The sequence below is a fragment of the Phyllobacterium sp. YR531 genome, from assembly GCF_000282595.1.
Taxonomy (GTDB): domain Bacteria; phylum Pseudomonadota; class Alphaproteobacteria; order Rhizobiales; family Rhizobiaceae; genus Phyllobacterium.
On the sequence record NZ_AKIZ01000035.1, the window covers coordinates 166,874 to 191,689 of the forward strand.

23 protein-coding genes and 1 riboswitch are annotated in these 24,816 nt (G+C 53.6%); of the genes, 11 read left to right on the forward strand and 12 right to left on the reverse strand.

Translation table 11 applies throughout. The features are described from left to right. Window positions 1-6 precede the first annotated feature (6 nt). Both PMI41_RS18630 and PMI41_RS18635 read left to right on the forward strand, forming a co-directional pair. Window positions 7-1,047, forward strand: a complete 1,041-nt coding sequence (locus tag PMI41_RS18630) for a Gfo/Idh/MocA family oxidoreductase (protein ID WP_008127453.1) — start codon at window positions 7-9, stop codon at window positions 1,045-1,047. Then, the gene (locus PMI41_RS18635) at window positions 1,044-2,060 is read left to right on the forward strand and encodes a Gfo/Idh/MocA family oxidoreductase (protein WP_008127454.1); all 1,017 of its coding nucleotides are present in this window, start codon (window positions 1,044-1,046) and stop codon (window positions 2,058-2,060) included. Before PMI41_RS18630 ends, PMI41_RS18635 begins: the two co-directional genes overlap by 4 nt. Window positions 2,061-2,120: 60 nt before the next feature. Here PMI41_RS18635 and PMI41_RS18640 read toward each other — a convergent pair whose 3' ends face one another. From PMI41_RS18640 to uxaC, 6 genes are all read right to left on the reverse strand, one after another. Next, complete coding sequence (locus PMI41_RS18640; RefSeq protein ID WP_008127455.1) at window positions 2,121-2,966, reverse strand: ABC transporter permease subunit; 846 nt, start codon at window positions 2,964-2,966, stop codon at window positions 2,121-2,123. A 2-nt stretch (window positions 2,967-2,968) separates the two neighbouring features. Beyond that, complete coding sequence (locus tag PMI41_RS18645; RefSeq protein ID WP_008127456.1) at window positions 2,969-3,874, reverse strand: sugar ABC transporter permease; 906 nt, start codon at window positions 3,872-3,874, stop codon at window positions 2,969-2,971. A 5-nt stretch (window positions 3,875-3,879) separates the two neighbouring features. Next, the gene (locus PMI41_RS18650; protein WP_008127459.1) at window positions 3,880-4,947 is read right to left on the reverse strand and encodes an ABC transporter ATP-binding protein; all 1,068 of its coding nucleotides are present in this window, start codon (window positions 4,945-4,947) and stop codon (window positions 3,880-3,882) included. 61 nt (window positions 4,948-5,008) lie between these two features. Then, the gene (locus tag PMI41_RS18655; protein ID WP_040855910.1) at window positions 5,009-6,187 is read right to left on the reverse strand and encodes an extracellular solute-binding protein; all 1,179 of its coding nucleotides are present in this window, start codon (window positions 6,185-6,187) and stop codon (window positions 5,009-5,011) included. A 118-nt stretch (window positions 6,188-6,305) separates the two neighbouring features. After that, window positions 6,306-7,784 carry a mannitol dehydrogenase family protein gene (locus tag PMI41_RS18660; RefSeq protein ID WP_008127462.1) on the reverse strand — a complete coding sequence of 493 codons (1,479 nt, stop codon included), beginning with the start codon at window positions 7,782-7,784 and terminating at the stop codon, window positions 6,306-6,308. 20 nt (window positions 7,785-7,804) lie between these two features. Then, window positions 7,805-9,202 carry a glucuronate isomerase gene (gene uxaC, locus PMI41_RS18665; protein ID WP_008127463.1) on the reverse strand — a complete coding sequence of 466 codons (1,398 nt, stop codon included), beginning with the start codon at window positions 9,200-9,202 and terminating at the stop codon, window positions 7,805-7,807. Window positions 9,203-9,398: 196 nt separating this feature from the next. On the opposite strand from uxaC, the gene PMI41_RS18670 reads away from it, so the two are divergent. From PMI41_RS18670 to PMI41_RS18695, 6 genes are all read left to right on the forward strand, one after another. Beyond that, window positions 9,399-10,169, forward strand: a complete 771-nt coding sequence (locus PMI41_RS18670) for a GntR family transcriptional regulator (RefSeq protein ID WP_008127464.1) — start codon at window positions 9,399-9,401, stop codon at window positions 10,167-10,169. Between the two features lie 36 nt (window positions 10,170-10,205). Then, window positions 10,206-11,396 (forward strand): mannonate dehydratase, encoded by a 1,191-nt coding sequence (gene uxuA, locus PMI41_RS18675; RefSeq protein WP_008127465.1) that lies wholly within the window; start codon window positions 10,206-10,208, stop codon window positions 11,394-11,396. A gap of 484 nt (window positions 11,397-11,880) precedes the next feature. Continuing rightward, on the forward strand, window positions 11,881-12,180 hold the full coding sequence (locus PMI41_RS18680; RefSeq protein ID WP_244423979.1) for a septal ring lytic transglycosylase RlpA family protein: 300 nt from the start codon (window positions 11,881-11,883) through the stop codon (window positions 12,178-12,180). Between the two features lie 89 nt (window positions 12,181-12,269). Beyond that, window positions 12,270-13,211 carry a glutathione synthase gene (gshB, locus tag PMI41_RS18685; RefSeq protein ID WP_008127469.1) on the forward strand — a complete coding sequence of 314 codons (942 nt, stop codon included), beginning with the start codon at window positions 12,270-12,272 and terminating at the stop codon, window positions 13,209-13,211. Between the two features lie 104 nt (window positions 13,212-13,315). Continuing rightward, window positions 13,316-14,848 carry a YifB family Mg chelatase-like AAA ATPase gene (locus PMI41_RS18690; RefSeq protein WP_008127471.1) on the forward strand — a complete coding sequence of 511 codons (1,533 nt, stop codon included), beginning with the start codon at window positions 13,316-13,318 and terminating at the stop codon, window positions 14,846-14,848. A 17-nt stretch (window positions 14,849-14,865) separates the two neighbouring features. Beyond that, window positions 14,866-15,426, forward strand: coding sequence for a hypothetical protein (locus PMI41_RS18695; protein WP_008127474.1), 561 nt, complete (start codon window positions 14,866-14,868; stop codon window positions 15,424-15,426). A 6-nt stretch (window positions 15,427-15,432) separates the two neighbouring features. On the opposite strand, the gene PMI41_RS18700 is transcribed toward PMI41_RS18695, so the two are convergent. The 3 genes from PMI41_RS18700 to PMI41_RS18710 form a co-directional block, all read right to left on the reverse strand. Next, entirely contained in the window at window positions 15,433-16,026 is a 594-nt protein-coding gene (locus tag PMI41_RS18700) for a transglutaminase-like cysteine peptidase (RefSeq protein ID WP_244423980.1), read from the reverse strand. A gap of 538 nt (window positions 16,027-16,564) precedes the next feature. Then, the gene (locus PMI41_RS18705; protein WP_008127479.1) at window positions 16,565-16,897 is read right to left on the reverse strand and encodes a PepSY domain-containing protein; all 333 of its coding nucleotides are present in this window, start codon (window positions 16,895-16,897) and stop codon (window positions 16,565-16,567) included. Window positions 16,898-17,022: 125 nt separating this feature from the next. Continuing rightward, window positions 17,023-17,637, reverse strand: coding sequence for a dihydrofolate reductase family protein (locus PMI41_RS18710; RefSeq protein WP_008127480.1), 615 nt, complete (start codon window positions 17,635-17,637; stop codon window positions 17,023-17,025). Window positions 17,638-17,805: 168 nt separating this feature from the next. Here PMI41_RS18710 and PMI41_RS18715 point away from each other — a divergent pair, with 168 nt between their 5' ends. The 3 genes from PMI41_RS18715 to fdhA all read left to right on the forward strand — a co-directional run bounded on the left by PMI41_RS18715 (window position 17,806) and on the right by fdhA (window position 21,409). Next, complete coding sequence (locus PMI41_RS18715; protein ID WP_008127482.1) at window positions 17,806-18,627, forward strand: glycoside hydrolase family 16 protein; 822 nt, start codon at window positions 17,806-17,808, stop codon at window positions 18,625-18,627. 67 nt (window positions 18,628-18,694) lie between these two features. Further along, a riboswitch (cobalamin riboswitch) is annotated at window positions 18,695-18,893 on the forward strand. 174 nt (window positions 18,894-19,067) lie between these two features. Continuing rightward, window positions 19,068-20,132 carry a homocysteine S-methyltransferase family protein gene (locus PMI41_RS18720; protein WP_008127484.1) on the forward strand — a complete coding sequence of 355 codons (1,065 nt, stop codon included), beginning with the start codon at window positions 19,068-19,070 and terminating at the stop codon, window positions 20,130-20,132. Window positions 20,133-20,218: 86 nt separating this feature from the next. Then, the gene (fdhA, locus tag PMI41_RS18725) at window positions 20,219-21,409 is read left to right on the forward strand and encodes a formaldehyde dehydrogenase, glutathione-independent (protein ID WP_008127487.1); all 1,191 of its coding nucleotides are present in this window, start codon (window positions 20,219-20,221) and stop codon (window positions 21,407-21,409) included. A 46-nt stretch (window positions 21,410-21,455) separates the two neighbouring features. Here the strand turns inward: fdhA and fepG are convergent, their stop codons facing one another. From fepG to entS, 3 genes are read right to left on the reverse strand one after another with little or no spacing between them, the layout of a single operon-like run. Then, window positions 21,456-22,490, reverse strand: coding sequence for an iron-enterobactin ABC transporter permease (fepG, locus tag PMI41_RS18730; RefSeq protein ID WP_008127489.1), 1,035 nt, complete (start codon window positions 22,488-22,490; stop codon window positions 21,456-21,458). Beyond that, a complete protein-coding gene (locus tag PMI41_RS18735; protein ID WP_008127490.1) occupies window positions 22,490-23,491 on the reverse strand; it encodes a Fe(3+)-siderophore ABC transporter permease in 1,002 nt (333 codons plus the stop codon). Before PMI41_RS18735 ends, fepG begins: the two co-directional genes overlap by 1 nt. Next, the gene (gene entS, locus PMI41_RS18740) at window positions 23,488-24,765 is read right to left on the reverse strand and encodes an enterobactin transporter EntS (RefSeq protein ID WP_008127492.1); all 1,278 of its coding nucleotides are present in this window, start codon (window positions 24,763-24,765) and stop codon (window positions 23,488-23,490) included. The genes PMI41_RS18735 and entS overlap by 4 nt, the downstream gene beginning before the upstream one ends. Window positions 24,766-24,816 lie beyond the last annotated feature (51 nt).

A 24,816-nucleotide genomic window follows, 5' to 3' on the forward strand; every position in this document is an offset into this window, starting at 1 on the left:
AACACCATGCGATTTGCCGTCATTGGCATCGACCATCGCCACATCTACCATATGATCGATGGTCTCATCGAAGCCGGCGCAAAATGCGCCGGTTTTGTTGCCGAAACAACAGATATCAAAATTCGCGAAGGGATTCGGGAGCGCTTTCCCGATTTGCAATCTGTTCCTGACGGCCAAGTTTTTCTCGACGATCCGTCTGTCGATATCATCGTAACGGCGGCTGTCCCGAATGCACGAGCGGCGATTGCAATCGCAGCAATGCGGGCCGGCAAAGATGTAATGGCCGACAAGCCAGGTATCACTGATTATGGCCAGTTGGCCGAGGTAAAAAAGGTTTCGGAGGAAACCGGGCGCATATTTTCCATCTGCTTTTCGGAACGGTTTGTCGTCCCGTCCACTGGTGTCGCACAAAAATTGATTGCAGATGGTTCGATAGGCAGAGTGATCCAGACTGTTGGTCTCGGTCCGCACCGGCTTAATCGCGCCATTCGGCCGGACTGGTTCTTTGATCCTGCATTTTATGGGGGAATTCTGGTCGATATCGCCTCACATCAGATCGATCAATTCCTGACTTACACGGGGTCAGAAGATGCAGAAATAATATCGAGTACAGTTGGTCATTTCGGCGCTGACGACATACCGGCATTTCAGGACTTCGGTGAGGTGCTGCTGCGGAGCAGTTACTCAACGGGCTACATCCGTGTTGATTGGTTTACCGCTGACGGGCTTTCAACTTGGGGCGATGGCAGGCTGATTATCCTGGGCACCGAGGGCACGATTGAGCTGCGCAAATATGTGGATATTGCCGGCCGCGAAGGGACTGATCATGTGTTCCTCGTGAGCGGTAAGGGCACAAAACACATCGATGCCAGCAGCGAGCCGATCACTTATTTCAAATCCTTTCTGGAGGATGTGCGGAACCGTTCAGAAACCACAATGAAGCAGAGCCATGTCTTTACCGTCAGCAGGTTGGCCCTTGATGCCCAGCAACAGGCAACCACTCTTACCAGCCGCCCAGCCCTGCGATCCTTGGAGAACAAGCAATGAAAAAACTCGGCCTTGCTATCATCGGGCTCGGCCCTGCTGTATTGCCCCACGCAAGAAGCCTCGTCGATCTGAAAGACAAGGTAGATGTAATCTGGGCGGCCAGCAGGACAAAGGAGCGGGCGGCTGAGTTTGCGCAGGCTTTTCCATTTCCTGTAACCAGCAACATCAATGCAGCAATAAGCGATCCTGCTGTGGATATCGTGCTGGTGCTGACACCTGCCAACGCCCATCTTGAAATTGCCGAAAAGAGCTTTGCCGCCGGGAAGCATGTGCTGCTTGAAAAGCCCTTGGACATCACTCTGCAGCGCGCTGAACGCATCGTTTCGTCAGGACGTGCAAGCGGCCTGACATTTGGCGTTGTGCTGCAGCACAGGTTCAGAGCCGCCAGCCTCAGGCTACGCAAAGCGCTTGAGGACAACAGTCTGGGCGATATTCAGGCGGCCTCTCTTCGCGTTCCCTGGTGGCGGCCGCAAAGCTATTACGACGAGAGTGGCCGTGGAACCTTTGCCCGTGACGGCGGGGGAGTGTTGCTGTCACAGGCAATCCATTCACTCGACCTGTTTCGCTCACTTCTCCCTGTTCGAAATGTCGTTGCGTCACAGGTGCGGACAACGTCCCTGCATCGGATGGAGTCAGAAGATCATGTGACGGCATTGATGACGCTTGCCAGCGGCGCTCCAGCTTCGCTCCTCGCTACCACGGCTGCTTTTCCGGGTTTTCCCGAGACATTGGAAATCACCGGATCATCCGGCTCGGCCCACCTTTCAGGAGGTGCTCTGAAGCTCTCATGGCTTGATGGGCGTGAGGAAGTGGTCGAGGCAGAGGGCAAGACAGGAAGTGGCGCTAATATCATGGATTTCCCGCATGATGCGCATCGGGCGTTGATTGCAGATTTTCTCGCTGCTGTCGCTGAGAAGCGCGACCCGGTCGTGACAGGCGAAGAGGCCTTGGCGACGCAGAGATTGATTGCTGATATCATCAGGGCCGATCCTGCGAATACTCAACCAGTTTAAAACAAAGCCTCCAATGAAAAACCCGCCGGATTGCTCCGGCGGTTTTTTCATTTTCAATTATCAGGCCGCAGTTTGTTGCGTCTTGGCACGGGCCACGATCTGTGTCGGATTGACGAAACGCAACGCGATAAGCAGCCAGATCAGTGTGGTAACCATGTAAACAACGGCCATGGCATCGATCGACTGCACTGCGCGCACACCGGAAGCAAACACCGAATAGTACAGCGCGACGACCAGCGTCTGGCTTGTCGGTCCCGCTGTCAGGAAGGTTAGTTCAAACATTGCCACTGTCCTTACCAGAACTAGCAAAAGTGCTGCCAGAATACCGGGTAGCAGCATTGGCAGAAGCACGAACCTGAACAGTTGGAATGTGCCTGCACCAAACACCCGAGCAGCGGCCTCGACCTTCGGATCGATCTGCTCGATGAACGGGATCATGACAAGGATGACGAAAGGCACTGTCGGTACCAGATTGGCAAGGACGACGCCCCAGAATGTGCCACCCACACCCGCCTGATAAAGCACCGTTGCCAGCGGAATACCGAAGGTAATCGGCGGCACCAGCAAAGGCAGCAGGAACAGCAGCATGATCAGCTTCTTGCCCGGAAAATTCCGCCGTGCCAGCGCATAGGCAGCTGTGACGCCCAGCAAACCCGAGAGCGCCACTACGGTGAAGACAATCTGGAAAGTAACAATCAGGACATCGCTGAGCTGGAATTCCGACCATGCGGTGAAATACCATTTTGTTGTCCAGCCAGCAGGCAGCCATGTGCCAAGCCAGCGTGTGCCGAAGGACGAGATGATGACTGTCGCGATCATCGCCAGAAGATTGATGATGAAGAAGGCTACCACTACCCATACGGCAGTGATCCAGAGCTTTGCTCCAATAGTCGTATCACGGATCATCGTCAGCCCTTTCCGCCAGCGGTCGAGCCGCGATAGAACAAGTTTCTTATCGAGAGCAGCGCCACAACAATCAGAAGCTGCACCGCCGCCATGATCATCGCGATGGCAGATGCCATTGAGTAATCATACTGCTCGAAAGCTGCCTGATAGGCCGCAATGGATATGACGCGGGTAGGGCCAGCCGGTGCACCGAGCAATACTGCCGAAGGGAAGACCGCAAAAGCCTGAACAAAAGATAGGCAAAACGCAATCGCAAGGCCGGGAACCAGAAGCGGCCACATGACATAACGGAAACGCTGCCAGCTTTTGGCACCATGTGTCGCTGCCGCCTGTTCCAGAGCCGGGTCGATACCGGACACATAAGACAGGGTTAGCAGGAAGGTGAACGGAAAGCCTGTGATGATAAGTGACGCGAAAACGCCCCAATAATTATTGGTGAGCTTCACCGGACTGTCTATCAGACCGATCAGCATCAATGTACGGCTGAACCAGCCTTGAGGGCCTAGATAGTTCAACAAGCCCTCAGCAACAAGCACCGTGCCAAGCGTAACGGGCAGAACAAGAATGGTCGTGAGCAAACGCTGATGGGTCATCAGGCGCACGCGGAAAGCAACAGGCAAGGCTATAGCTATACTGATGAGTGTCACTGGCACGGCCAGCCAAAGCGTCGTCAGAATCGTATCATAGAGAAACGGGTCTGAAAAAAACTTCTGATAGTTTGCAAACATGCCTCCTTCTTTGGGTTCGAAGGAAAGGATAAGCCCGTACACAAACGGATAGATGAATACCGCCAACAGGAAGATGACTGCAGGTAGTACCAACAGGGTCACACCATCTATTCCGCGCAGCGCAAGCCGCTGCCGCAGTGATAGATGATTGTCCAAAGGCGCTGATGTTACGCTTGTCATGGCGGTTACGCTGCAAAAGCCAGCGCGCGCGCCGGATCAACTGAAAGCCATATGGCGCTGCCCAATGCTGCCGTCTGTGGAGCATGAAACACAAGCTCAAGTCCTTCGGCAGTACGCGCCGTTCCAACGAATTCGCGACCGCGATACTCGATGGTCTCAACGACAGCTTCAACGGTCGTAGCAGACTTCGTTCCGGCGACAACATCATCAGCACGCGCAGCGACGACGGCGCTATCGCCAACCTTCAATGTATCACGTGCAATGCCCGAAAGAGTGGAAGCGCCCACGGCGATACTTGTTTTGTCACCGTCAATCGCGACGACTTTGCCAGTCAGGCGATTGCGGTATCCCATGAACTCGGCCACATCGAGATGATCAGGCCGCTCATACAGATCGCTTGGCACGCCTACCTGACGGATTTCGCCGTCACGCAGCACGACAACACGGTCTGCCAGAGACAGAGCTTCATCTTGGTCATGTGTCACATAGATTGTCGTGGCGCCGAGCTGATTGTGAATGCGACGGATTTCCGCACGCATTTCAAGGCGGAGCTTGGCATCAAGGTTAGAAAGCGGCTCATCCATGAGAACCAGCGGAGGCTCAATAACAATGGCCCGGGCAATTGCCACGCGTTGCTGCTGACCACCAGAAAGCTGGCCCGGCAATTTATGCCCCTGACCCTGCAGGCGAACGAGATTCAAGGCCTCTTCGACGCGCTTTTCGGCTTCCGCTTTGGGAACCCGGCGCATCTTCAGGCCAAAGCCGATGTTTTGCCGTACGGTCATATGCGGAAAGAGTGCGTAGTTCTGAAAAACCATGCCGAAGCCGCGATCTTCAGGCTTGAGCGTATCAATGCGCTTGTCATCGATGAATATCCCGCCACCTGTCGTAGACAGGAGCCCGGCAATACAGTTGAGCGCCGTGGACTTTCCGCAACCGGAAGGACCGAGCAAGGCGATGAACTCGCCTTTCCGGATCGAGAGGGAGACATCCTTGAGAGCGTTGTGCGAACCGAAAGCGCGGCTCATCTTGTCGAGACGGATTTCATTAAAGGGGGATGACGCAAGCAGCATCGATTACCTCATGATTAAAAGCCATCCGGTTCGTCCGGATGGCTCAATGTTCGTATATGGATCAGGACTTCTTTGCTGCGACTTCTTCGTCCCAGCGGCGGAAGGCCACGACCATCGATGATGGCTCAAGCGGAATTTCAACTGGATTATTGGCTATCCAGTCAGCATATTCGGCACGTCCGAATTCAGCAATGGCATCCTGACTTTCCTGAGGTGCCATGGTGATTGGAACGTCCTTGACCGCCGGGCCCGGATAGAAATAACCCTGGTCATAGGTGTAGGCCTGCTGCTCCGGTGTGAGGAGGAAGCTCATGAGATCAAGAAGAACAGCGAGTTTCTCATCCGCAATGCCCTTGGGTACACACATGTAGTGCGCATCGGCTACCCAATGGAAACCTTTGAGCGGAGCAACAGCTGCTTCCTTCGGAACAACACCGAGAACGCGTGGGTTGATATCCCAGCCCGTGGTGGAAACGGTCATATCGCGCGTCCCTTCACCCAGCTCCTTCATCAGCGCACCCGTCCCGGTTGGGTAGTACTCGATGTATTTGTGCAGTTCTTTCAGATAAGCCCAGGTCTTGTCCCAACCCTTGACTGGATCGCGTGGATCGCTGTCACCGAGCAGATAGGGAAGGCCCATAAGGAACGTGCGTCCGGGGCCGGAATTGGCGGGGCGTGCATAAAGGAACTTGTTGGGATTTTCCTTGGCCCAGGCAAGCAGCTCTTCTGCTGTTGTCGGTACTTTCTTCACACGCTCCGGCATATATTCGAGCAATGGTCCGGAAGGATAATAGGTTACGACGACGCCATGATCCTTACCCAAGGCCAGCATGCGATGAGCAGGCTCCAGATAGATCGAAGCTAGATCAGGCAATGAGGCTGAATGGTCCGGCAGGAGCTTGATCCACAAATCCTGATCAAGGCCCGCAGATAGCGCGTCAGTGCCCGTAAGAACGAGATCAATATCAAGCCGGTTGGCAGCCTGCTGGGCCTTGATCTTTCCCGGAAGTTCCGGCGCGGGTGCTTTGGTGAAGGTGATTTTCGAAACGAGCTCAGGCTTTGCTTTCGCATAGTTCTCGATAGCAGTTTGTGTCAGCGCGAGATTGCCGGCAACATCGGCGACGTTCAAGGTTATGGGTGAGCTTGGCAATGCCAGTTTCGTTTGTGCGAAAAGGCGTGTTGCCGGCAAGGTGGCAACCGCCGCCATTCCGGCGATAGCTTGCCTGCGTGTAATGCGGATCATGACTTCCTCCCTGTTTGATTCCCGTCGCCCTTTTTCGGGCAAAGCCAGTTTCCCGACTGGCTGTTATTCTCTAATATATTAATCTATCAGATGCAGATAGCAAGAACTTTTGGACTCAACCTGTTTGAGCCACTGTTTCCCCAGCACCTTGCTTCAAAATCTTTTCAAGCTGGGCTTTTACCGACCGCTGAAATGCCTCGTTTGCTGAAAGGTCATTTCCAAAAATTTGCTCAAGACCGATAAGGGCGTCGAAAAGCTCACCAGCATCGCTCTTGTTTCCTGCCCGGTTTTTTAACTCCACGGCAAGCGGATCGCGTACATCGATAACGCCACCCTTTTCATCCACGCCTGTCACATAGCGCATCCACGCCGCGACACCGAGAGCGAGGCGATCAAATGGCAAGTGATTTTCAATGCGGCTGCGAATGGTGTTCAACAGGCGTTGCGGCAATTTCTGCGAGCCATCCATGGCAATTTGCCAGGTGCGATGCCGTAATGCCGGATTGCGAAAACGTTCGCGCAATTCTGCTTTGTAAGATGCCAGGTCAAAGCCTGGCAGTGGCGGGAGTGTCGGCGAAATCTCTTCATCCATCATGGCCTCGATAAGCCCGCTGAAACCCGGTGCCTTCATTACGTCCGAAACCGTTTCATGGCCAGCGAGATAGCCCAGATATGCCAGTGTCGAGTGGCTTCCATTGAGAAGGCGCAGTTTCATCAGCTCAAAGGCATCGACGTCCCTGACGAACGTTACTCCAAACTTTTCCCATGCAGGGCGCCCGGCAGGAAAATGATCCTCCACAACCCATTGTGAAAATGGCTCTGTCATGATCGGCCAGCTATCAACTAAACCTGTTGCTGCAACAATTGTTGCCCGGTCGGCGTCTGTAGTGGCCGGTACGATACGGTCAACCATGGTCGACGGGAAAGCAACGTTCGTAAGGATATACTCTGCAAGCTCAGGATCGCGAAGCTCGGCAAAGCGTGTCACCACCCGCTGCAATGTCCGGCCATTCGCAGGAAGGTTATCACACGATAAAAGGGTAAAGGGCTCAGTACCATCAGAGCGCCGACGGACAAGAGCCTCAACAATGTAACCAATAGCTGATCTCGGTGCTGCCGGATTTGCAAGATCATGAATTATATCCGGATGCTCTTCATCAAGCGCCGCGGAAGCCGGTGAGTAGCAATAACCCTTTTCGGTCACGGTAAGGGAGACGACTCTGACTGCTGGATCAACCATTGCTCCCAGAACCGCTTGCGGGTTTTCGGGAGCGACCAGCACTCGGCTGATGCTGCCGATTATGCGGAAGCTGTCGCCATTTCCGCTGCGTGTCGCAACAGTATAAAGACCGTCTTGAGGTACCAGGGCATCGCGCGTATCGGCACTGCGCAACGATACTCCAAGAATACTCCAGCTGGTATCGCCACTTGCCAGTACACTGTCCGTATAAACCGCCTGATGCGCCCGATGAAATGCTCCAATACCAAGGTGAACTATACCAGTCGTGACCTGATTACGGTCGTAACCGGGGCGTTCAACCGCCTTTGATAGAGATGAAACCGTGGCGTTGGAAAGGCGTGGTTGTTCGGTCATTGGTCTGCGCTTCTTTCAAATCAGAGCTTGTAGGCTTGTTTGGCCAGCCGATAGGCCAAGTCATGGGCGATTTCGTGCGCCTCATCCTCGTCCAGTCGATGGTCTGCAACAAGTCGCGCAAGGAATGCACAGTCAATGCGGCGGGCCATGTCATGGCGCGCCGGGATAGACAGGTAAGCACGCGTATCGTCATTGAAACCGACTGTATTGTAGAAACCTGCCGTTTCGGTAGTCAGTTCGCGGAACCTGCGCATCCCCTCTGGACTGTCATGGAACCACCATGCAGGTCCGAGCCGCAGTGCCGGATAGTGCCCAGCCAAAGGTGCAAGTTCGCGGCTATAGCTTGTCTCATCTAATGTGAACAGAATAAGAGTAAGTCGGGTGTCGTTACCGAACGCATCGAGCAGCGGCTTGAGTTCTTCAACATAATTGGTGGCTCGGGGAATGTCGGCCCCCTTGTCCATACCAAAACGCTCAAATATCTCTGCATTGTGGTTTCGGAACGATCCCGGATGAATCTGCATGACCAGACCATCCTCTGTGCTCATGCGCGCCATTTCAGTCAGCATCTGCGCCCGGAAAAGATCAGCATCAGCTGCGGAAGCTCCTTTTAACACCCGTTCAAACAATGCGGATGCCTCGGAGGATGAAAGATTGGCGGTTCTGGCATTTGGATGGCCATGATCGGTCGACGTTGCCCCACGTTTTTTGAAATAGGCTCGCCTTACGCGGTGCGCTTCCAGGTAGCCGGCATAATCGAGCTTGGTACCCGCGAGTTTTACAAATTCTTCAACATTGGTGGCGAAATGTATGCGAGAAGCGTCAATGACCGCATCGGGGCGATAGGCAGGTACGACGCGACCATCCCAGCCCGATTCAAGGATCGAGTCGTGTGCAGCGAGGTCGTCCGTAGCCGCATCAGTCGTGGAAATGGCCTCAATGCCAAACTGCCTGTAAAGCGCACGTGGGCGCATGAATGGCTCGTTCAGGCGATCAGCGATCCTGTCGTAAAGCGTATCGGCATTCCTTTCCGTAAGGCGGTCTTCGATTCCGAAGACAGTTTCCAAAGCGTGCTCAAACCAAAGACGTGATGGGGTGCCGCGAAACAGATGGAAATGCTTGGCGAATAACCTCCATATCTTGCGCCCGTCAGTCTCAACAGAACCACCGTCACGCCTTGGCACGCCGAGATCCTCCAGCTTGATACCTTGCGAGTAGAGCATGCGGAAAATATAATGATCAGGTTTCACGAAAAGGCTTGCAGGGTCTGGAAACGCTTCGTCTTTGGCATACCACCATGGATCGGTATGCCCATGAGGTGATATGATTGGCAGGCGTTCCACAGCACCAAACAGCCGTCTCGCAATCAGGCGTGCATCGGTTTCGATGGGAAATAATCTGTCTGGGTGGAGTGCCATGGAAGTGTCCCTTGCCGCCGATTAATTAGGCGAACGATGATCTTGGCGAAGAGTAAATAATAATATATTAGTATGTCAACAGCCGGTGATTGCGTTTATATCGCCGGATAACACTGGTACTGCACTATGAATTTATACGGAATTCCATCATTCAATGAGACTGAAGGTCTGTGACAGATGGAAATGGAGCGCTGAAATGACAGCAGATAATTTGGGGGGAAAGGCTGCAGAGTTTGCGTCGCCAGCCGCAGAATCCAAGCCTGACCGAACTTCTCAAAGTGCAAGACCCAATCCGCGGGGCGGGCCAGTAGGGCGCATGACAACTGCGACGGCAATTTATCGGGAGCTTCACGCTGCCATCGTTGCCATGGAGATGACGCCCGGAACGGCGCTTAATGAGAAGGTGTTGACGGAACGTTTTGGTGTCAGCCGGACACCCGTGCGTGAAGCTTTGATCCGTCTCGTCGAAGATGGCCTTGTAGACGTATTTCCCCAGTCCGGAACGTTCGTGGCACGCATCCCGGTCGCACTTATTCCGCAGGCGGTAATAATTCGTCAGGCACTTGAAGGTGCTACTGTTGAGCGGGCAGCAGCAGCGGCGACTGCAAAGGACGTCGAATGGCTCGATGAAATTCTTGCCCGCCAACATTTCTTTGCCGACCGCCAGAATATGAGCGCATTCCATGAGGCGGATGAGGCATTTCACGAGGCTATCGCCGGAATATCCGGACATCCCGGCATCTGGCACTATTTGAAACCTGTTAAAGTTCAGATCGACCGGGCGCGGCGGATGACATTGCCGGGGCTGGGTCGTATGGACCACGTTCTCTCCGAACACAAAATCATTCGCGATGCGATTGAAAATCATGACGTTCCCGCCGCTTGTGCGGCAATGAAACAGCATTTGAATGCCGTCATTCCCGATATTGAAACCTTGAGAAAAAGCCATCCGGGATCATTTGTCTGATCCACGGCTGGAATACGAAAATTTGACGGAGGAATAATGCGTCAGGCATGGAGATGGTTTGGGCCCAAGGCCGGGGTCTCGTTGGATAATGTGCGTCAGGCGGGGGCTACGGATATTGTATCTGCCTTGCATGAAGTACCCATCGGTGAGGCTTGGACGAAAGAGCAGGTTCACGCCCGAAAATCACTCATTGAATCGACACCATCGGACCGTACTCCGCTAGTCTGGTCAGTTGTTGAAAGCATCCCCATACCAGATGCGGTGAAGCGCCTTGGCGGCGCGGCAAAGCAGGAGCTCGCAGCCTGGATTTCCAGCATGGAGGCGCTTAGCGCCAATGATATCAAAGTCATTTGCTATAATTTTATGCCTGTCGTCGACTGGTGCCGCACTGATCTGGATTATGTAACGCCGACCGGTTCCACCGCCATGAGATTTGACCACAACAGCTTTGCCGTGTTCGATCTCCATATCCTTCAACGCAACGGCGCGGAGAATGATTATTCCGCGGCCGACCGCGAAATCGCCAGCGATCTTTATGAGGCCATGGGGGCTCAGGAAATTTCTGACCTGACCCGCAATATTGCCAGTGCCCTTCCCGGTTCAACGACCGAGCCTCTGACGGTCCCCGCATTCCGCGACAAGCTTGAAGCCTATTCGGGAATTGATGCGCCTCGCCTGCGCCAGCACCTCATTGAATTTCTGCAGGCCGTTACTCCGGTTGCTGACGATCTTGGTGTCAAGCTGACGCTGCATCCGGATGATCCGCCCCGCTCACTGTTCGGGCTGCCCCGTATTGCATCGACAGAAGCTGACTATGCGGCTCTGTTTGATGCGGTTCCTTCCGCTGCAAATGGCATGTGTTTTTGCACTGGTAGCCTTGGCGTACGTGCTGATAACGACCTGCCCAAAATTGCCCGGCGTTTTGCCTCCCGCATTCATTTTTCACATTTGCGTGCAACGACCAGAGAGGGCGATGGGCGTAGCTTTCATGAGGCAGCGCATCTTGAAGGCGATGTCGATATGGTCGCTGTGCTGCGTGAGCTGCTTGCAGAAGACAGTAAACGAAACAAAGCAGAAAGCATCATTTTCCGTTCGGACCATGGTCACCGGATGCTGGATGATCTGAACAAGGATGTGACGCCGGGCTATCCGGCAATCGGTCGCCTGCGTGGTCTGGCTGAACTGCGCGGCATTATCCATGCACTGGATGCAAAAGCACTGGCCTAAAACAATCACATTTTGTGTTTTCCAAAACCCCGGTTTGTCGCAAGCCGGGGTTTTCTACGTAAAATGAATTAAATCCCGTTTACTATTTTTGCATCGATTTAATGGCGATTGGTCATTTCACTTAATAATTCGATCATAACTCATCACATTATCGCCACACTTCGCCTGAGCTGAAGGCATATCCAGCAGGCATTGAAGCAACTCAGATCACGTTTTGAATCATAATAAGACAAGTTTTTTGAGTAACTTGAGAGATATACAAAGTTTATCTCAGATGATCTTTTCAGTCGAGACACCTCTGCGCCACATTTCTACAAAATAGAAGAGACAATTCATCCACGCCGCGATCTACTTGCCCAAGATCAATTTCGGTTGCGTGTTTCTTCATCCGGCGTTTCCGCCATGGGCCGTTTAAAGTGCGACTTTCTCTATGATATCTTTTTCAAGTATCCGTACGGTGCTCGTGACCTCAATTGCTCTTTTGATGTTTGGTGCGGCTTCCGCTAATGCGGCATGTGGAGGTGCTTCCTGGTATGCTCTTCATTCCAAAACCGCCTCTGGCGAGCGCATGAACCCTTCTGCTCTCACTGCCGCTCACCGTACATTGCCTTTCGGCTCCAAGGTAAAAGTTACCAACCAGCGTAATGGCAAGTCCATTGTTGTGCGCATCAATGATCGCGGTCCATTCATCAAAGGCCGTGTAATCGATCTTTCAAAAGGTGCTGCAAACCGCCTCGGTTTCGTTGGTGCCGGACATACAAATATTTGCATGGCCCGTCTCTGATAAAACAAGGCCAACAATCTCGGCATTGACCTTGATCGTTGAACGTGACATCGCCATGTGAACATTCGCGTTAAAACCGGGGGCGTTCCATGGCACTGAAAGTCGCGGTCCAGATGGACCATATCAATTCTATCCGGATCGGCGGCGATACGTCATTTGCGCTTTGCCTTGAAGCACAAAAGCGCGGACACAGTCTTTACCATTATACGCCTGATCGACTGAGCATGCGTGATGGTGTTGTCTCGGCGCGAGTCGAGGAGCTTTCGGTTCGCGACATCGAAGGCGACCATTTTACCCTTGGCGAACAGATATCGCGTGATCTGTCAGAGATGGATGTGGTTCTGCTACGGCAAGACCCGCCCTTCGACATGAACTACATCACGACAACCCATATTCTGGAACGTATTCATCCAAAGACACTGGTGGTCAATGATCCTGCCTGGGTGCGTAACAGCCCGGAGAAAATCTTCGTAACCGAGTTTCCCGATCTCATGCCGGAGACACTCATTACCAAAGATCCGCAGGAAATTGCGGCGTTCCGCAAAGAGTTTGGCGACATCATCCTGAAACCGCTCTACGGTAATGGTGGTGCGGGCGTGTTCCATCTTGCCGATGGCGATCGAAATCTGACATCGCTGCTGGAAATGTTTGGCCAGCTATTTCGCGAACCATTTATTGCACAGCGTTATCTCAAGGATGTCCGTGCCGGAGACAAGCGCATTATCCTCATTGACGGGGAGCCTGTGGGCGCGATCAACCGCGTGCCTTCCGATACTGATGCGCGCTCCAATATGCATGTCGGCGGACGAGCAGAAAAAACCGAGCTTACCGACCGCGAACGCGAAATCTGTGCCCGCATAGGCCCTTCTTTGCGTGAGCGCGGATTCATCCTTGTTGGCATCGACGTGATCGGCGATTACATGACCGAAATCAATGTCACATCGCCAACAGGTGTGCGGGAAGTCAAAAAATTTGGCGGTGCTGATATTGCCGCTCTCTTTTGGGACGCTGTGGAAGCCAAGCGTCGATAAATCCAGCGTTCACTAAATGTTCTTGTCATGCAGGATGAAACGTGCTGATGTGAAAACATTGGCACTTTTTCATTTTTGATTACTGTATTTTCAAGGAACATTGCATGGTTACCCGTGTTCGTACGGTCGCTTTTCAAGGCATTGAAGCCCAACCTGTCGATGTGCAGGTGATGATAGCCCCCGGCAAGATGGGCATGCATATTGTCGGTCTTCCCGATAAAGCAGTCGCGGAAAGCCGCGAACGTGTGCAGGCAGCACTGCACGCTTCCGGACTGTCGATGCCCGTAAAAAAGGTAACCGTAAACCTAGCTCCGGCGGACCTGCCCAAAGAAGGCAGCCATTATGACTTGCCGATCGCCGTAGGGCTCATGGCGGGATTGGGCGCGATCCCGGCAGATGCGCTACAGTCATATGTGGTACTTGGTGAACTTTCACTCGATGGAACAATAACCCATGTTGCGGGCGTTTTGCCTGCAGCCATTGCAGCAAACCGCCAAGACAGGGGCCTCATATGTCCGGCACCTTGTGGCCCGGAAGCTGCGTGGGCTGGTTCAGAAATTGATATTCTGGCACCACGTAGCCTGATTGCTCTGGCAAACCATTTTCGTGGGACGCAGGTTCTCTCTCGCCCGGAGCCAGCGATGCAGGCAAACACAGCGGTGTTGCCGGATTTGGCTGAAATACGAGGCCAGGAGAGCGCAAGGCGGGCCTTGGAGGTCGCGGCAGCGGGCGGGCACAATCTGCTGATGGTGGGGCCGCCAGGCTCCGGCAAATCCATGCTGGCCCAAAGGCTGCCCTCAATTTTGCCGCCTCTTTTACCACGGGAACTGCTTGACGTGTCTATGGTCGCCTCCATTGCAGGTGAACTGATGGGCGGCAAGCTCACCGACCGCCGCCCTTTCCGCGCACCGCACCATTCCGCGTCCATGGCGGCCATGGTTGGTGGAGGCATGCGAGCGAGGCCTGGCGAAGTCTCTCTCGCTCATTGTGGTGTTCTGTTTCTGGATGAGTTCCCTGAATTTACGCCGCAGGTACTGGATTCGTTGAGGCAGCCGCTCGAAACAGGCGAGTGTATGATCGCAAGAGCCAATCACCGGATTTCCTATCCAGCGCAGATACAGCTTGTGGCTGCCATGAATCCCTGCAAATGCGGCATGGCGGGTGAACCGGGCCATCGCTGCGTAAGGGGGTCGAGATGCCGCGAAGATTATCAGGCGCGAATTTCAGGACCACTTCTGGACCGTATTGATATCAGAATCGATGTGCCCTCCGTGAGTGCCGCGGATCTGATCAAACCCTCGGCTGCCGAAAGCAGCGCAACAGTTGCGCAACGCGTGGCACGGGCTCGCGCACTACAGAAACAACGTTTTGAGCATATGGGAATGTCCACCATCACAACCAACGCGCAATGCTCAGTCGCGCTGATCGAAAAGATTGCCGAGCCAGACAAGGCAGGCGTTGCGCTATTGCGGCAAGCGAGCGAGCAAATGCGTTTTTCCGCCCGTGCCTATCATCGCGTGCTGAAGGTTGCCCGAACGCTGGCGGATATTGATGGGCAGGAAATGGTTGGTCGCATTCATCTCGCTGAGGCGATTTCATATCGAATGGGTGCAGACGCAATGCACAATGCATCATAACAAACGGAGAATTATACATGGCAAACTGGTACTCGGCTGACCCGCATTTCGGACATGAAAACATAATCCGGTTCTGTCAGCGGCCTTTTCGTTCTGTACATGAAATGGACGCAGCAATCCTGGCTAATTATGCAAAACATATTGGTCCGAGAGACGACTTCTGGATTATCGGAGATTTAAGCCACGGTCGGCAGACCGATAAGGCAGGCTATCTGAAATCATTGTTTGAACAAGTTCCAGGCAGAAAACATCTTGTGGTCGGCAATCATGATAACAGACAGATCAAGGCCTTGGGTTGGGCTTCAGTTCAGGAGTTGATAGAGATCAAGGACGGCGAGCAAAGCTTGACGCTGTGCCATTATCCGATGATTACGTGGAACCACGCTCGTCGCGGAGCTTTGCAACTTTTTGGTCATGTTCATCAGCACTGGCAAGGGTCGCGCAACAGCATCAATGTTGGTGTAGACGTCTGGAACTTCATGGCCGTACAGATCGCTTCAATCAGACAGCGCGCATTGGGACTGCCAATCAACCAGCACTGGCATCAGGTGGAGCGCAACACCGACATACTTGGCTAGGGTGCCCTACTGTACCGAACCGACCAGAATGTTGCTTGGCGCTTCAATGCTGACCCAGCGGCCCGTATTGTTCGAGGCTTGGCGTTTGAGATAGGTGTAGTCGGTTTCTGACCAGTTCTTTACGCCGTCGACGAGATTGTCGAGGATGAAGTCGCCCCTGTCAGTGCGGACAGTCAATACAGCGTGACCCTCGCCGTCGGGTTTGCGGACAACAGTGATCAGGAGATTGGCTGGAGAAATGCCTGCCTCCATCAGATCGCGACGCTTGAGAAGAACGTAGTCCTCACAGTCACCGACCGCATCCGGATAAGCCCAGAACTCTTCGACACCATAAATTTCCATGTCGGTCAAAGGCTTGATCTTCTGGTTATCCTTGCTGTTCACGCTGACGATCAGCTGCCAAAAATCATGGTTCATCGTCTCTGGCATGACATTCCGGCTTTTAATAGAGCATTCAGCAGGAAGCCTCTTGCACAACTCGTAGTGACCAATCGGTTGTGATGTCATGCCACCTGTCTGCATGAAGGGTTCAGCGGCGGATGCTGGATTTGCGCAAAATGCAGCAGCGAAAAACGCGAGGGCAATGCCCAAGGATTTCATTTTTTTGACTGCTGCGAACATGCTTTACTCCACACCCGACTACCCATCGTTAACAAAACGTTAATGTCGGAGAGGACCATGAGTCAATCATAATGGCGCCACGATCCCGCCATTGTTAATATATGGTTAAAATTTGAACTTTCGCATTTCCCCAATAGTGATGATGCGATTTTGCACTGTTCCTTAAAGTGCATAATGAAATTTCGGGATGCTTATAACATGCTGACGTGGCCACGCGGTATTATCCAAGCAATTGATTTATAATAGTTTTTTATAGGAGTACGGAGAATTTGGAGTGGCAGGGCGCTGGATCAATTATATATGCGAATTAAGTCGTAAGATTTAGCTCTCGTATACGTTCCGGGTTGTTGATCCCGGCTATGCTCACCTGCTCAGAGCGTGGCAATTAACAAATTGGGCAGCCATGATGCAATTTGGGCACGAATTCGGACCAATAGTCTTGTGATAAAACTAACGTGAAATAAGCAGGCAAGAGCGAATGCGCGCCTTGCCTGCTTTCAATTCCGGCGAGCTCTGATCAGTTGACGGAAAGCACGTCTCCGCTGCGGCGATCAATACTGACCTCAATATCATTGCCGCGACGATCCAGACCTTCAATTACGTAACGTGAACGTGTCTTGCGAACTTCATCTACGGTACGTACGCCCTCACTTTTTGCAATCCGGACAGCTTGGCGTTCGCCGATTTCATCACGGCGATCACGCTCTCTGCGTTCCCGACGATCCATGCGTTCCGGCTCCACCAAGCGTACACCATTTGGGCCAAGTTCAATGCTCTGTGCAAATGCTTGAGGTACAGCAGTCATGGCCATCAATGAGGCCGCGCCGATAATAATGATCTTCTTGAACATGAGTTTCTCCTCCATCTTCGCAATAGTCAAAATTCCGAACCATGAGGAAGAGAACGCATTATAGGCGATAGCGTTCCCTTCAATGATACCGGTGCCGACTGAATGGAAGTTCTCCAGGGCGCAGGCTATTCGAGCGCGAATGAGCCTGTCTTGATCGCTCCAGCCTTGTGATAGGTATTCATGACAACGCCTGTCGTGGACGCTTTTGAACTTGCCAGAGTTAATGCAACCGGCTTGGTGTCAGCGTTGAAGAATGGTTTGCCTTTGCCAAGGAGCAGCGGAAAAATCCACAGGTTAAGCTCATCAATGAGATCATTGGCGAGTAAGGCATGGAGAAGCTGGCTGCTACCTTGAATGAGCAGGTCGGGCCCGTCGGACTGGCCAAGTTTACGCACCGCTCCGGGGATATCGGTGCCCAGGGCAACTGTGTTTTCCCAGTTCAGGGTATCCGGCGAAGATGTAGCAACATATTTGGTTGCGGCATTGAATTTTTCACCAATCGGATCGCCGGCTTCCACGCGGGGCCAGTGAGCGGCAAAAATATCATAGGTTTTACGGCCAAGCAGAAGATCGAAAGGTGTGGCCATGCCTTTGCCCATAACCTCACCCATGATCTCGTCCCAATAATGGAAGGTCCAGCCACCATATTTGAAGCCGTCATCCGTATCCTCTTCAGGGCCACCAGGTGCCTGCATGATGCCATCAAGTGATAGGAAGGCGGTTGCAGTTATCTTTCTCATTTCGATGTTCCTCGGTTTGATTGTTATGCAACTAGGACGAATGTTGAATGCTGTTCCCGACATGGCAATCAGATTATTTTCAAAAATATTGTTCAACACCTACACGACAGAGATTTGTCTCATTCATGATGGCAATCAAAAGGAACGATCATTGTGAGTACAAGTGGGATGAAAACCGTTTCGGGAAATATCGTATTGGTAATTATTATGCTGGCTGCATGTGGATCGAGTGCAGCGGAAGAACAGGCCAGCCCGCCGCAAGATTATAGACTTGTCTGGGCGGATGAGTTCAACGGTGAAGGTCTGCCGAGCGCCAAAAATTGGGTTTACGACGGTGAAGCAAACGCGACCGGGTGGTATAACAATGAACTGCAATATTACGCGAAACGGCGGCTTGCCAACAGCCAGGTCAAAGACGGTCAGCTCAGAATTACTGCCCGCAAGGAAAGACTGACCAAGGCTGACGATTATGGTGGCCAAAAATATTCATCGGCGCGACTGACGACCAATGGCAAAGCCAGCTGGATCTATGGGTATTTCGAAGTTCGGGCCAAGCTGCCCTGTGGCAAGGGAACATGGCCGGCATTCTGGATGCTCGGGCCAGATCACATTCCTTGGCCGGATAATGGCGAGATCGACATTATGGAGCAGGTTGGCAAGGAGCCGGAAAAGATTACAGGAACTATCCATACGGCGACCTCCGCCAAAACGATAGGGATTGGCGGTGAAACAGTGATTAAAGATGCCTGCGAGGCATATCACAGCTACCGAACGCTATGGACGCCGGATAAAATCGCAATCGGTGTCGATGGGCAATACTATTTCGAGTACAAGAACGATGGTAAAGGCAAGGCAACCTGGCCATTCGACACTCCGCATTACTTTTTGATCAATCTTGCCATTGGTGGTGATATGGCCGGCAGGGTGGATAACCGGATTTTCCCGGTTAATCTCGATATTGATTATGTGCGGGTCTATCAGAAGAAATAGATGGCTCCTGTCGCGCCTGTACTGCCGTAAGGTCGCAATTCTGGCAATGGTTTGCAACCATAGGTGCTTATATCCAATCACTCACGGTGCTGCTCTGATTCCGGAGCAGATAATTGGGAAGCTGGTCAAAAATCCAGCGCTGCCCCCGCAACGGTAGCGAAGCGCAACTTTCGGCAATAACCACTGGCTTTGGCCGGGAAGGTGCCGAGAGCGTCCACCTGGACAGCTTCGGAGCCCGGAAACCAGCCATGAGATGAAACAACTCGGCTGATTGCGGTGGGCGATCAAGAGGATGACAGCTTTGCGTAGCCCCTCCTGGCCTATCAAGCGCGACGCTGTTTTCTTTGAATTTCTCACTCTGACAGTCGAGCTGCGAAGATCGCGTCCGCGCGCGATCTTCGCACCCATTTGACAATATAAGCAGGGCGAGGAGCAGAACCATGACGATGATACAAGAGACCAAGGCGCCGAAGCGCGGCCTTCTGGAACGACTTGATGCTGAGGGCGTCATCTGTGCCGAGGGTTATCTGTTCGAGCTTGAGCGACGCGGTTATCTGCAGGCGGGCCCGTTTGTCCCGGAAGTTGTGATTGAGCATCCGGAAGCCGTGACACGCCTGCACGAGGATTTTGTCCATGCGGGCAGCGATGTCGTGGAGGCATTTACCTATTATGCACACCGGCAGAAGCTGAAGGTAATCGGTCGCGAGGACATCCTTGAAGATATCAATCGTAGTGCCCTGCGCATTGCCAAGGATGTGGCCGACCGCAATGGTGGGCTGATGGCAGGCAACATCTGCAATACCAATGCCTATGAAGCGAATGACAGGAAGACTCACGAAGCCGTAAGGGCGATGTTTGAAGAGCAGATCGGCTGGGCTGTTGAGGAAGGCGCGAATTTTCTGATCGCTGAAACTATCGACTGGTATGGTGAAGCAGAAATTGCTCTGGACGTGATGAAGCGTACCGGGTTGCCGACCGTGGTTACACTTTCCGTGCACCGTGAAGAAGAAATGTTTGATGGTGTATCTGTCGTGGAAGCATGCAAGCGGCTCGCTGCGGCGGGGGCGGATGTGGTTGGCCTGAACTGCCAACGCGGGCCGAAGACTTTGTTGCCTGTGATTAGAAAAGTACGCGATGCAGTATCATGCCATGTTGCTGCTTTGCCGGTGCCTTACCGGACAACGGAAGCAGAGCCCACCTTTCAATCGCTGACCGATCGTTCATGCAGTTGCATTCCCGGCAATCGGCCTTTCCCGACTGCGCTGGATCCCTTTACCTGCAATCGTTATGAGTGTGCGGAGTTTGCAAAAGAAGCATTCGATCTTGGCGTTCGTTATCTCGGCCTGTGCTGCGGAGCAGCTCCACATCACATACGTGCTGTCGCCGAGGCGCTCGGACGGACAGTTCCGGCCAGCCGTTACTCTCCGGATATGTCGAAACATGCCTTTTTCGGCAGCGATGCTGCGATACCGGACCAGTATAAGGAAAGACGCGCCAATATCTGATCGGGTTCATGTCGCAGACGGGACGGTCACCCCGCAATTTCTGCATAAGATGACCATGCATGTTCAATCCAAGGGAGGAGTTCGTAATGAGCAAAAACAGAGGCGTGGTCTATATCGGCCCCGGTAAGGTGGAGGTTCAGGATATCGCTGATCCAAGGCTCGAAGCGCCAGACGGACGGGCAACTGGTCACGCCGTCATCCTCAAGGTTCTGTCGACCAATATTTGCGGCTCTGACCAACACATGGTGCGTGGCCGTACCACTGCAGAACCCGGACTGGTGCTTGGCCATGAGATTACCGGCGAGATCATTGAAAAAGGCAGTGATGTCGAAATGCTCTGTGTTGGCGATATCGTATCGGTGCCGTTCAATGTCGCGTGCGGTCGCTGCCGTACCTGCAAATCACAGGACACCGGCGTCTGCCTGACAGTTAACCCGGCACGCGCAGGAGGAGCCTATGGTTACGTAGACATGGGCGGGTGGATCGGTGGACAGGCTCGCTATGTCACTGTGCCTTATGCGGATTTCAACCTGTTGAAAATTCCGGATCGTGATCGCGCCATGGCAAAGATGCGTGATCTGACCATGCTGTCGGATATTTTGCCAACCGGTTTTCATGGTGCGGTCAAGGCCGGAGTAGGCGTTGGCTCGGTTGTCTATGTGGCAGGTGCAGGGCCTGTCGGTCTGGCCGCAGCCGCCTCAGCGCGTATTCTTGGCGCCGCCGTAGTAATGATCGGGGATTTCAACAAGGAACGTCTCGCTCACGCGGCAAAGGTCGGTTTCGAGCCTATCGATCTTTCAGCGAGCGACCGTCTCGGCGACATGATTGCACAGGTGACCGGCAGCAACGAAGTGGATAGCGCGATTGATGCTGTCGGCTTCGAAGCGCGCGGGCACAGCGGTGGTGAGCAGCCAGCAGTTGTGCTCAACCAGATGATGGAGATTACACGTGCGGCTGGGTCCATCGGTATTCCGGGGCTGTATGTGACGGAAGATCCAGGCGCTGTGGATGGTGCCGCCAAACAAGGCAATCTCTCGCTCCGTTTTGGTCTTGGTTGGGCGAAGGCACAGTCATTCCACACAGGCCAGACGCCTGTGCTGAAATATAATCGCCAACTGATGCAGGCAATTCTTTATGACCGCCTGCCGATTGCCGATATCGTCAATGCAACAATCATTTCGCTTGAAGATGCAGTGCAAGGCTACGAGACTTTCGACAAGGGAGCGGCACAGAAATTCGTGCTTGACCCGCATGGTGCTCTCGCCAATGCGGCCTAGAGTCTCCAAAGTACGTCTAAGCCCGCTCCTTTTGGGGCGGGCTTTTTCATGAGGCATCGCGGATAAGGAGCCACAGCATGTAAAGTCCGCCGATACTCACCGTAACAATACCGACAGGAAGGCTGAACGGGCTGAAGACGTGCTGCGCGACAGCGTCAGCACCGAGAAGAAGCAAGGCACCGGTACAGGCCGATGCAACAAGTGTCATGGAGCGGGTGCGGCATAGTCTTTGTGCAATCTGTGGCGCGGCAAGAGCAATGAAAACGATGGGGCCAGTGGCGGCCGTTGCTGCGGCAACCAGCATAACGCCCACGACCATCAGCCAAAGGCGTGTCGAGCCGACTGGCAGGCCTAGAGCCCCAGCCATATCATCTCCCATCTCCATCATGCGAACCCGGCGCGCTAGTCCAAGACAGAAAAACATGCCGACCATGCAGGCAATCGCTGATGGTACGGCTTTGGTCCAAGTCATTCCATTGAGTGAGCCTGCGCCCCACAGAGCAGCGCTCATGACTGTTTCGAGACTGCCTGTGATCATCAACCACATGTTGAATGCGGTCAGCATGGCGCTGACGGCGATACCGATCATGATGAGCCGGAATCCCTGTATGCCTTGTCGCCAGCTGAGCACATACACCATGATCGCCGTTGCAAGCCCGCCTCCCAGCGCGCCCAGAGTAATCGTGACATTATCGCCATGGAAGAGAACGATTGTGACGAGAACCCCCGTATAAGCGCCGGTGTTGAAACCGATTATATCTGGACTGCCAAGAGGGTTGCGAATGAGCGATTGAAATATGGCGCCGCTCATTCCCAACGCTGCTCCGAGTATCAAAGCCAGGATGATACGAGGCAAGCGCCAGTCCAGCACGATCATGGCGATACGTGGATCGGCGCGACCACTTAATGCGGAAAGAGTGTCGGCAAATGAGAGCGGTAATGTTCCAAGTCCAAGCACAAAAATGGCAAGGATCAGCGCCATAATGGCGAGCACAATCGATATGATGATATGTCGCAACTGCAGTCGCAGATTGAAGCGTCCGTCCATGTTGCCGATAAGGATTTTTCGATTTGACAGCATTACTGCAACGCTGTCCGTGCAGTGCTGTTTCCGCGAGCCAGAAGAATGAGCACAGGAGCGCCAATAAAGGCTGTGACGATGGAAACACGTAATTCTCCAGCCACGATCAGGCGTCCAGCGATATCGGAACATAAGAGCAGGATCGGCGCATAAAGAAACGAAAACGGCAGCATCCAGCGCAAATCCGGCCCGACCACCCAGCGGGCAATATAAGGGATCATCAAGCCAACAAAGCCGATAGGGCCGGCAACAGCTGTCACCGTGCCGGACAGGAGTGCGACAGTCAGCAGGGTTGCAGTTTGGGTCTTCAGCGGATTAGTACCGAGCGACGCTGCCATATCGTCGCCCATCTCCAAGGCATTGAGCGGACGGGCGAGAACAAACGCTATGATGCATCCAACGCAGATAATCGGAATTGCGGCAAGAACGAGTGTCAGATCACCGACATCCAGTGAGCCCGCCATCCAGAAGCGCATGCGATTGAACACGGCTGGTTGCAGAAGCGCTATTCCCGAGGATACGCCACTCATCATTGCGCCAACCGCCAGCCCGGCAAGGATGAAGCGTACCGGATCAGGCTTGGCGACTCCCTTGATGCTGATGAGATGGACAAGCAAGGCCGTCGTTAATGCCCCCGCAAAACTATAGGCAAAAAGTACGTGCGGCTGGCTGATGCCTGCAAAGGCAAAGCCGAGAGTGACTGCGAGGCCTGCGCCGGCATTGACGCCGACAATACCGGGATCAGCTAGCGGATTGCGTGTCAGGGTCTGCATCAACGCGCCGGAAATTCCAAGAGCTGCTCCGCCGAAAAGCCCGATGAGCGCGCGAGGCAGGCGCGATTGCAGGATGATTGTGCCATCCGGTCCCGTATCACGCCCAAGAAGACTATCAATCACCACCTGCAAAGGCAGGGACTTTGCTCCTATACCGAGGCTGCCGATGAAAATCGCAACAAGAGCAACCAGCCCGACAACGAGCCATATCAGGCGGGTAGATTTCATTGCGTCGCGCTGTCGGTAGCCAATGCCTGGTCAAGTGGTTCACTGTCTGCTTCAGCCACGCCTTTTGATAGATTACGCAGGCTGCTGAAGCCGAAGGTCATGGCAGCGCTGATGAGGAAGACACCCGTGCCGAACCAGAAGACCGATGCCATTGGTGCCAAGGCGCGCGAAAGGCTACCCATGACGATGGACCCGCCCGGGTCACCCACAACATCTTGTGCAGCCCACAAACTATTGACGCGGCCTAGCAGATGATCGGGCGTATTGGTCTGTACGAGCGTATATTGCATCAGTGAAGCGATGGAACCGAGATAACCGAACACTGCAAGAATGATGAGTACTGGCACGAGATGACTGACCAGCCCAATGGCACCCAACAGGGCGGAAGCGCCACAGACGCAACCAAGCAGCAGCTGGCCAGGTAAAGGGAAGCGCCCCACCCAACCACTGGTGAATGCACCGATCATCGCGCCGAGAGGTACAGCTGAGTACATAAGGCCAATCCCGACGGGCCCGGCGGCAAAACTATCGGCAATTGAGGGAAACATGACGCGGATGGCGCTTAGGGCCGATTGCAATGTTCCAACAGCAATGACCGCGCCAACGATCTTGTTTTGCAGCAGGAAGGCAAAGCCATCCATCATTGCATGAAGGGGATGCTCATCACCGCGTTCGCCCGGCAGAAGCGCTGGCAGGCGGAAAAGCGGTATGAGCGTGCCGAGTGTTCCAACACCTGCAATGAGATAGTTCCAGCTGACATCAGCAGAAGCGATAATCAAACCGCCGATAAGCGGTGCAAGAATGGCGCCGAAGCGGACAGTAATCATGGAAAGTGCGCCTGCTGCAGGCAGGTTCTCCCGTCCGACGAGTGTCGGAATGGCAGCCATCAGCGCAGTCATTCCGATAGCGCCGAAAAACCCATCCCACAGTGAGACCAAATAAAGCGCTACAAGGCTTGGGCTGCTGAGAAAGCCATTGAGTGCAAGGACGAGAAAGCCCACGCCGCAGAGGCCACGCGCCAGTAAAATAAGACGCCGCCTGTCGTGATGGTCTGCAAGGACACCACCAGCCATGAGGCCAACAAACATTCCGATGCCATCCAGCGCGATGACAATGCCAACCTGAAGAGCCGAGCCGGTGAGCTGATGAATCTGGACGGGCACGGCCACGGTGAGGATACCAAGCGCGATGACGGACATCATGCGTGCGGCAAACACCGCCCGGAAGTTCGCATTGCATTTCAACAGGCTGAAGTCGACGATAAAGGAGGCCATGATGTTATGTCTAACCTTGTGCGGGCAGGTGGGAAGGAAATAATTCAATGA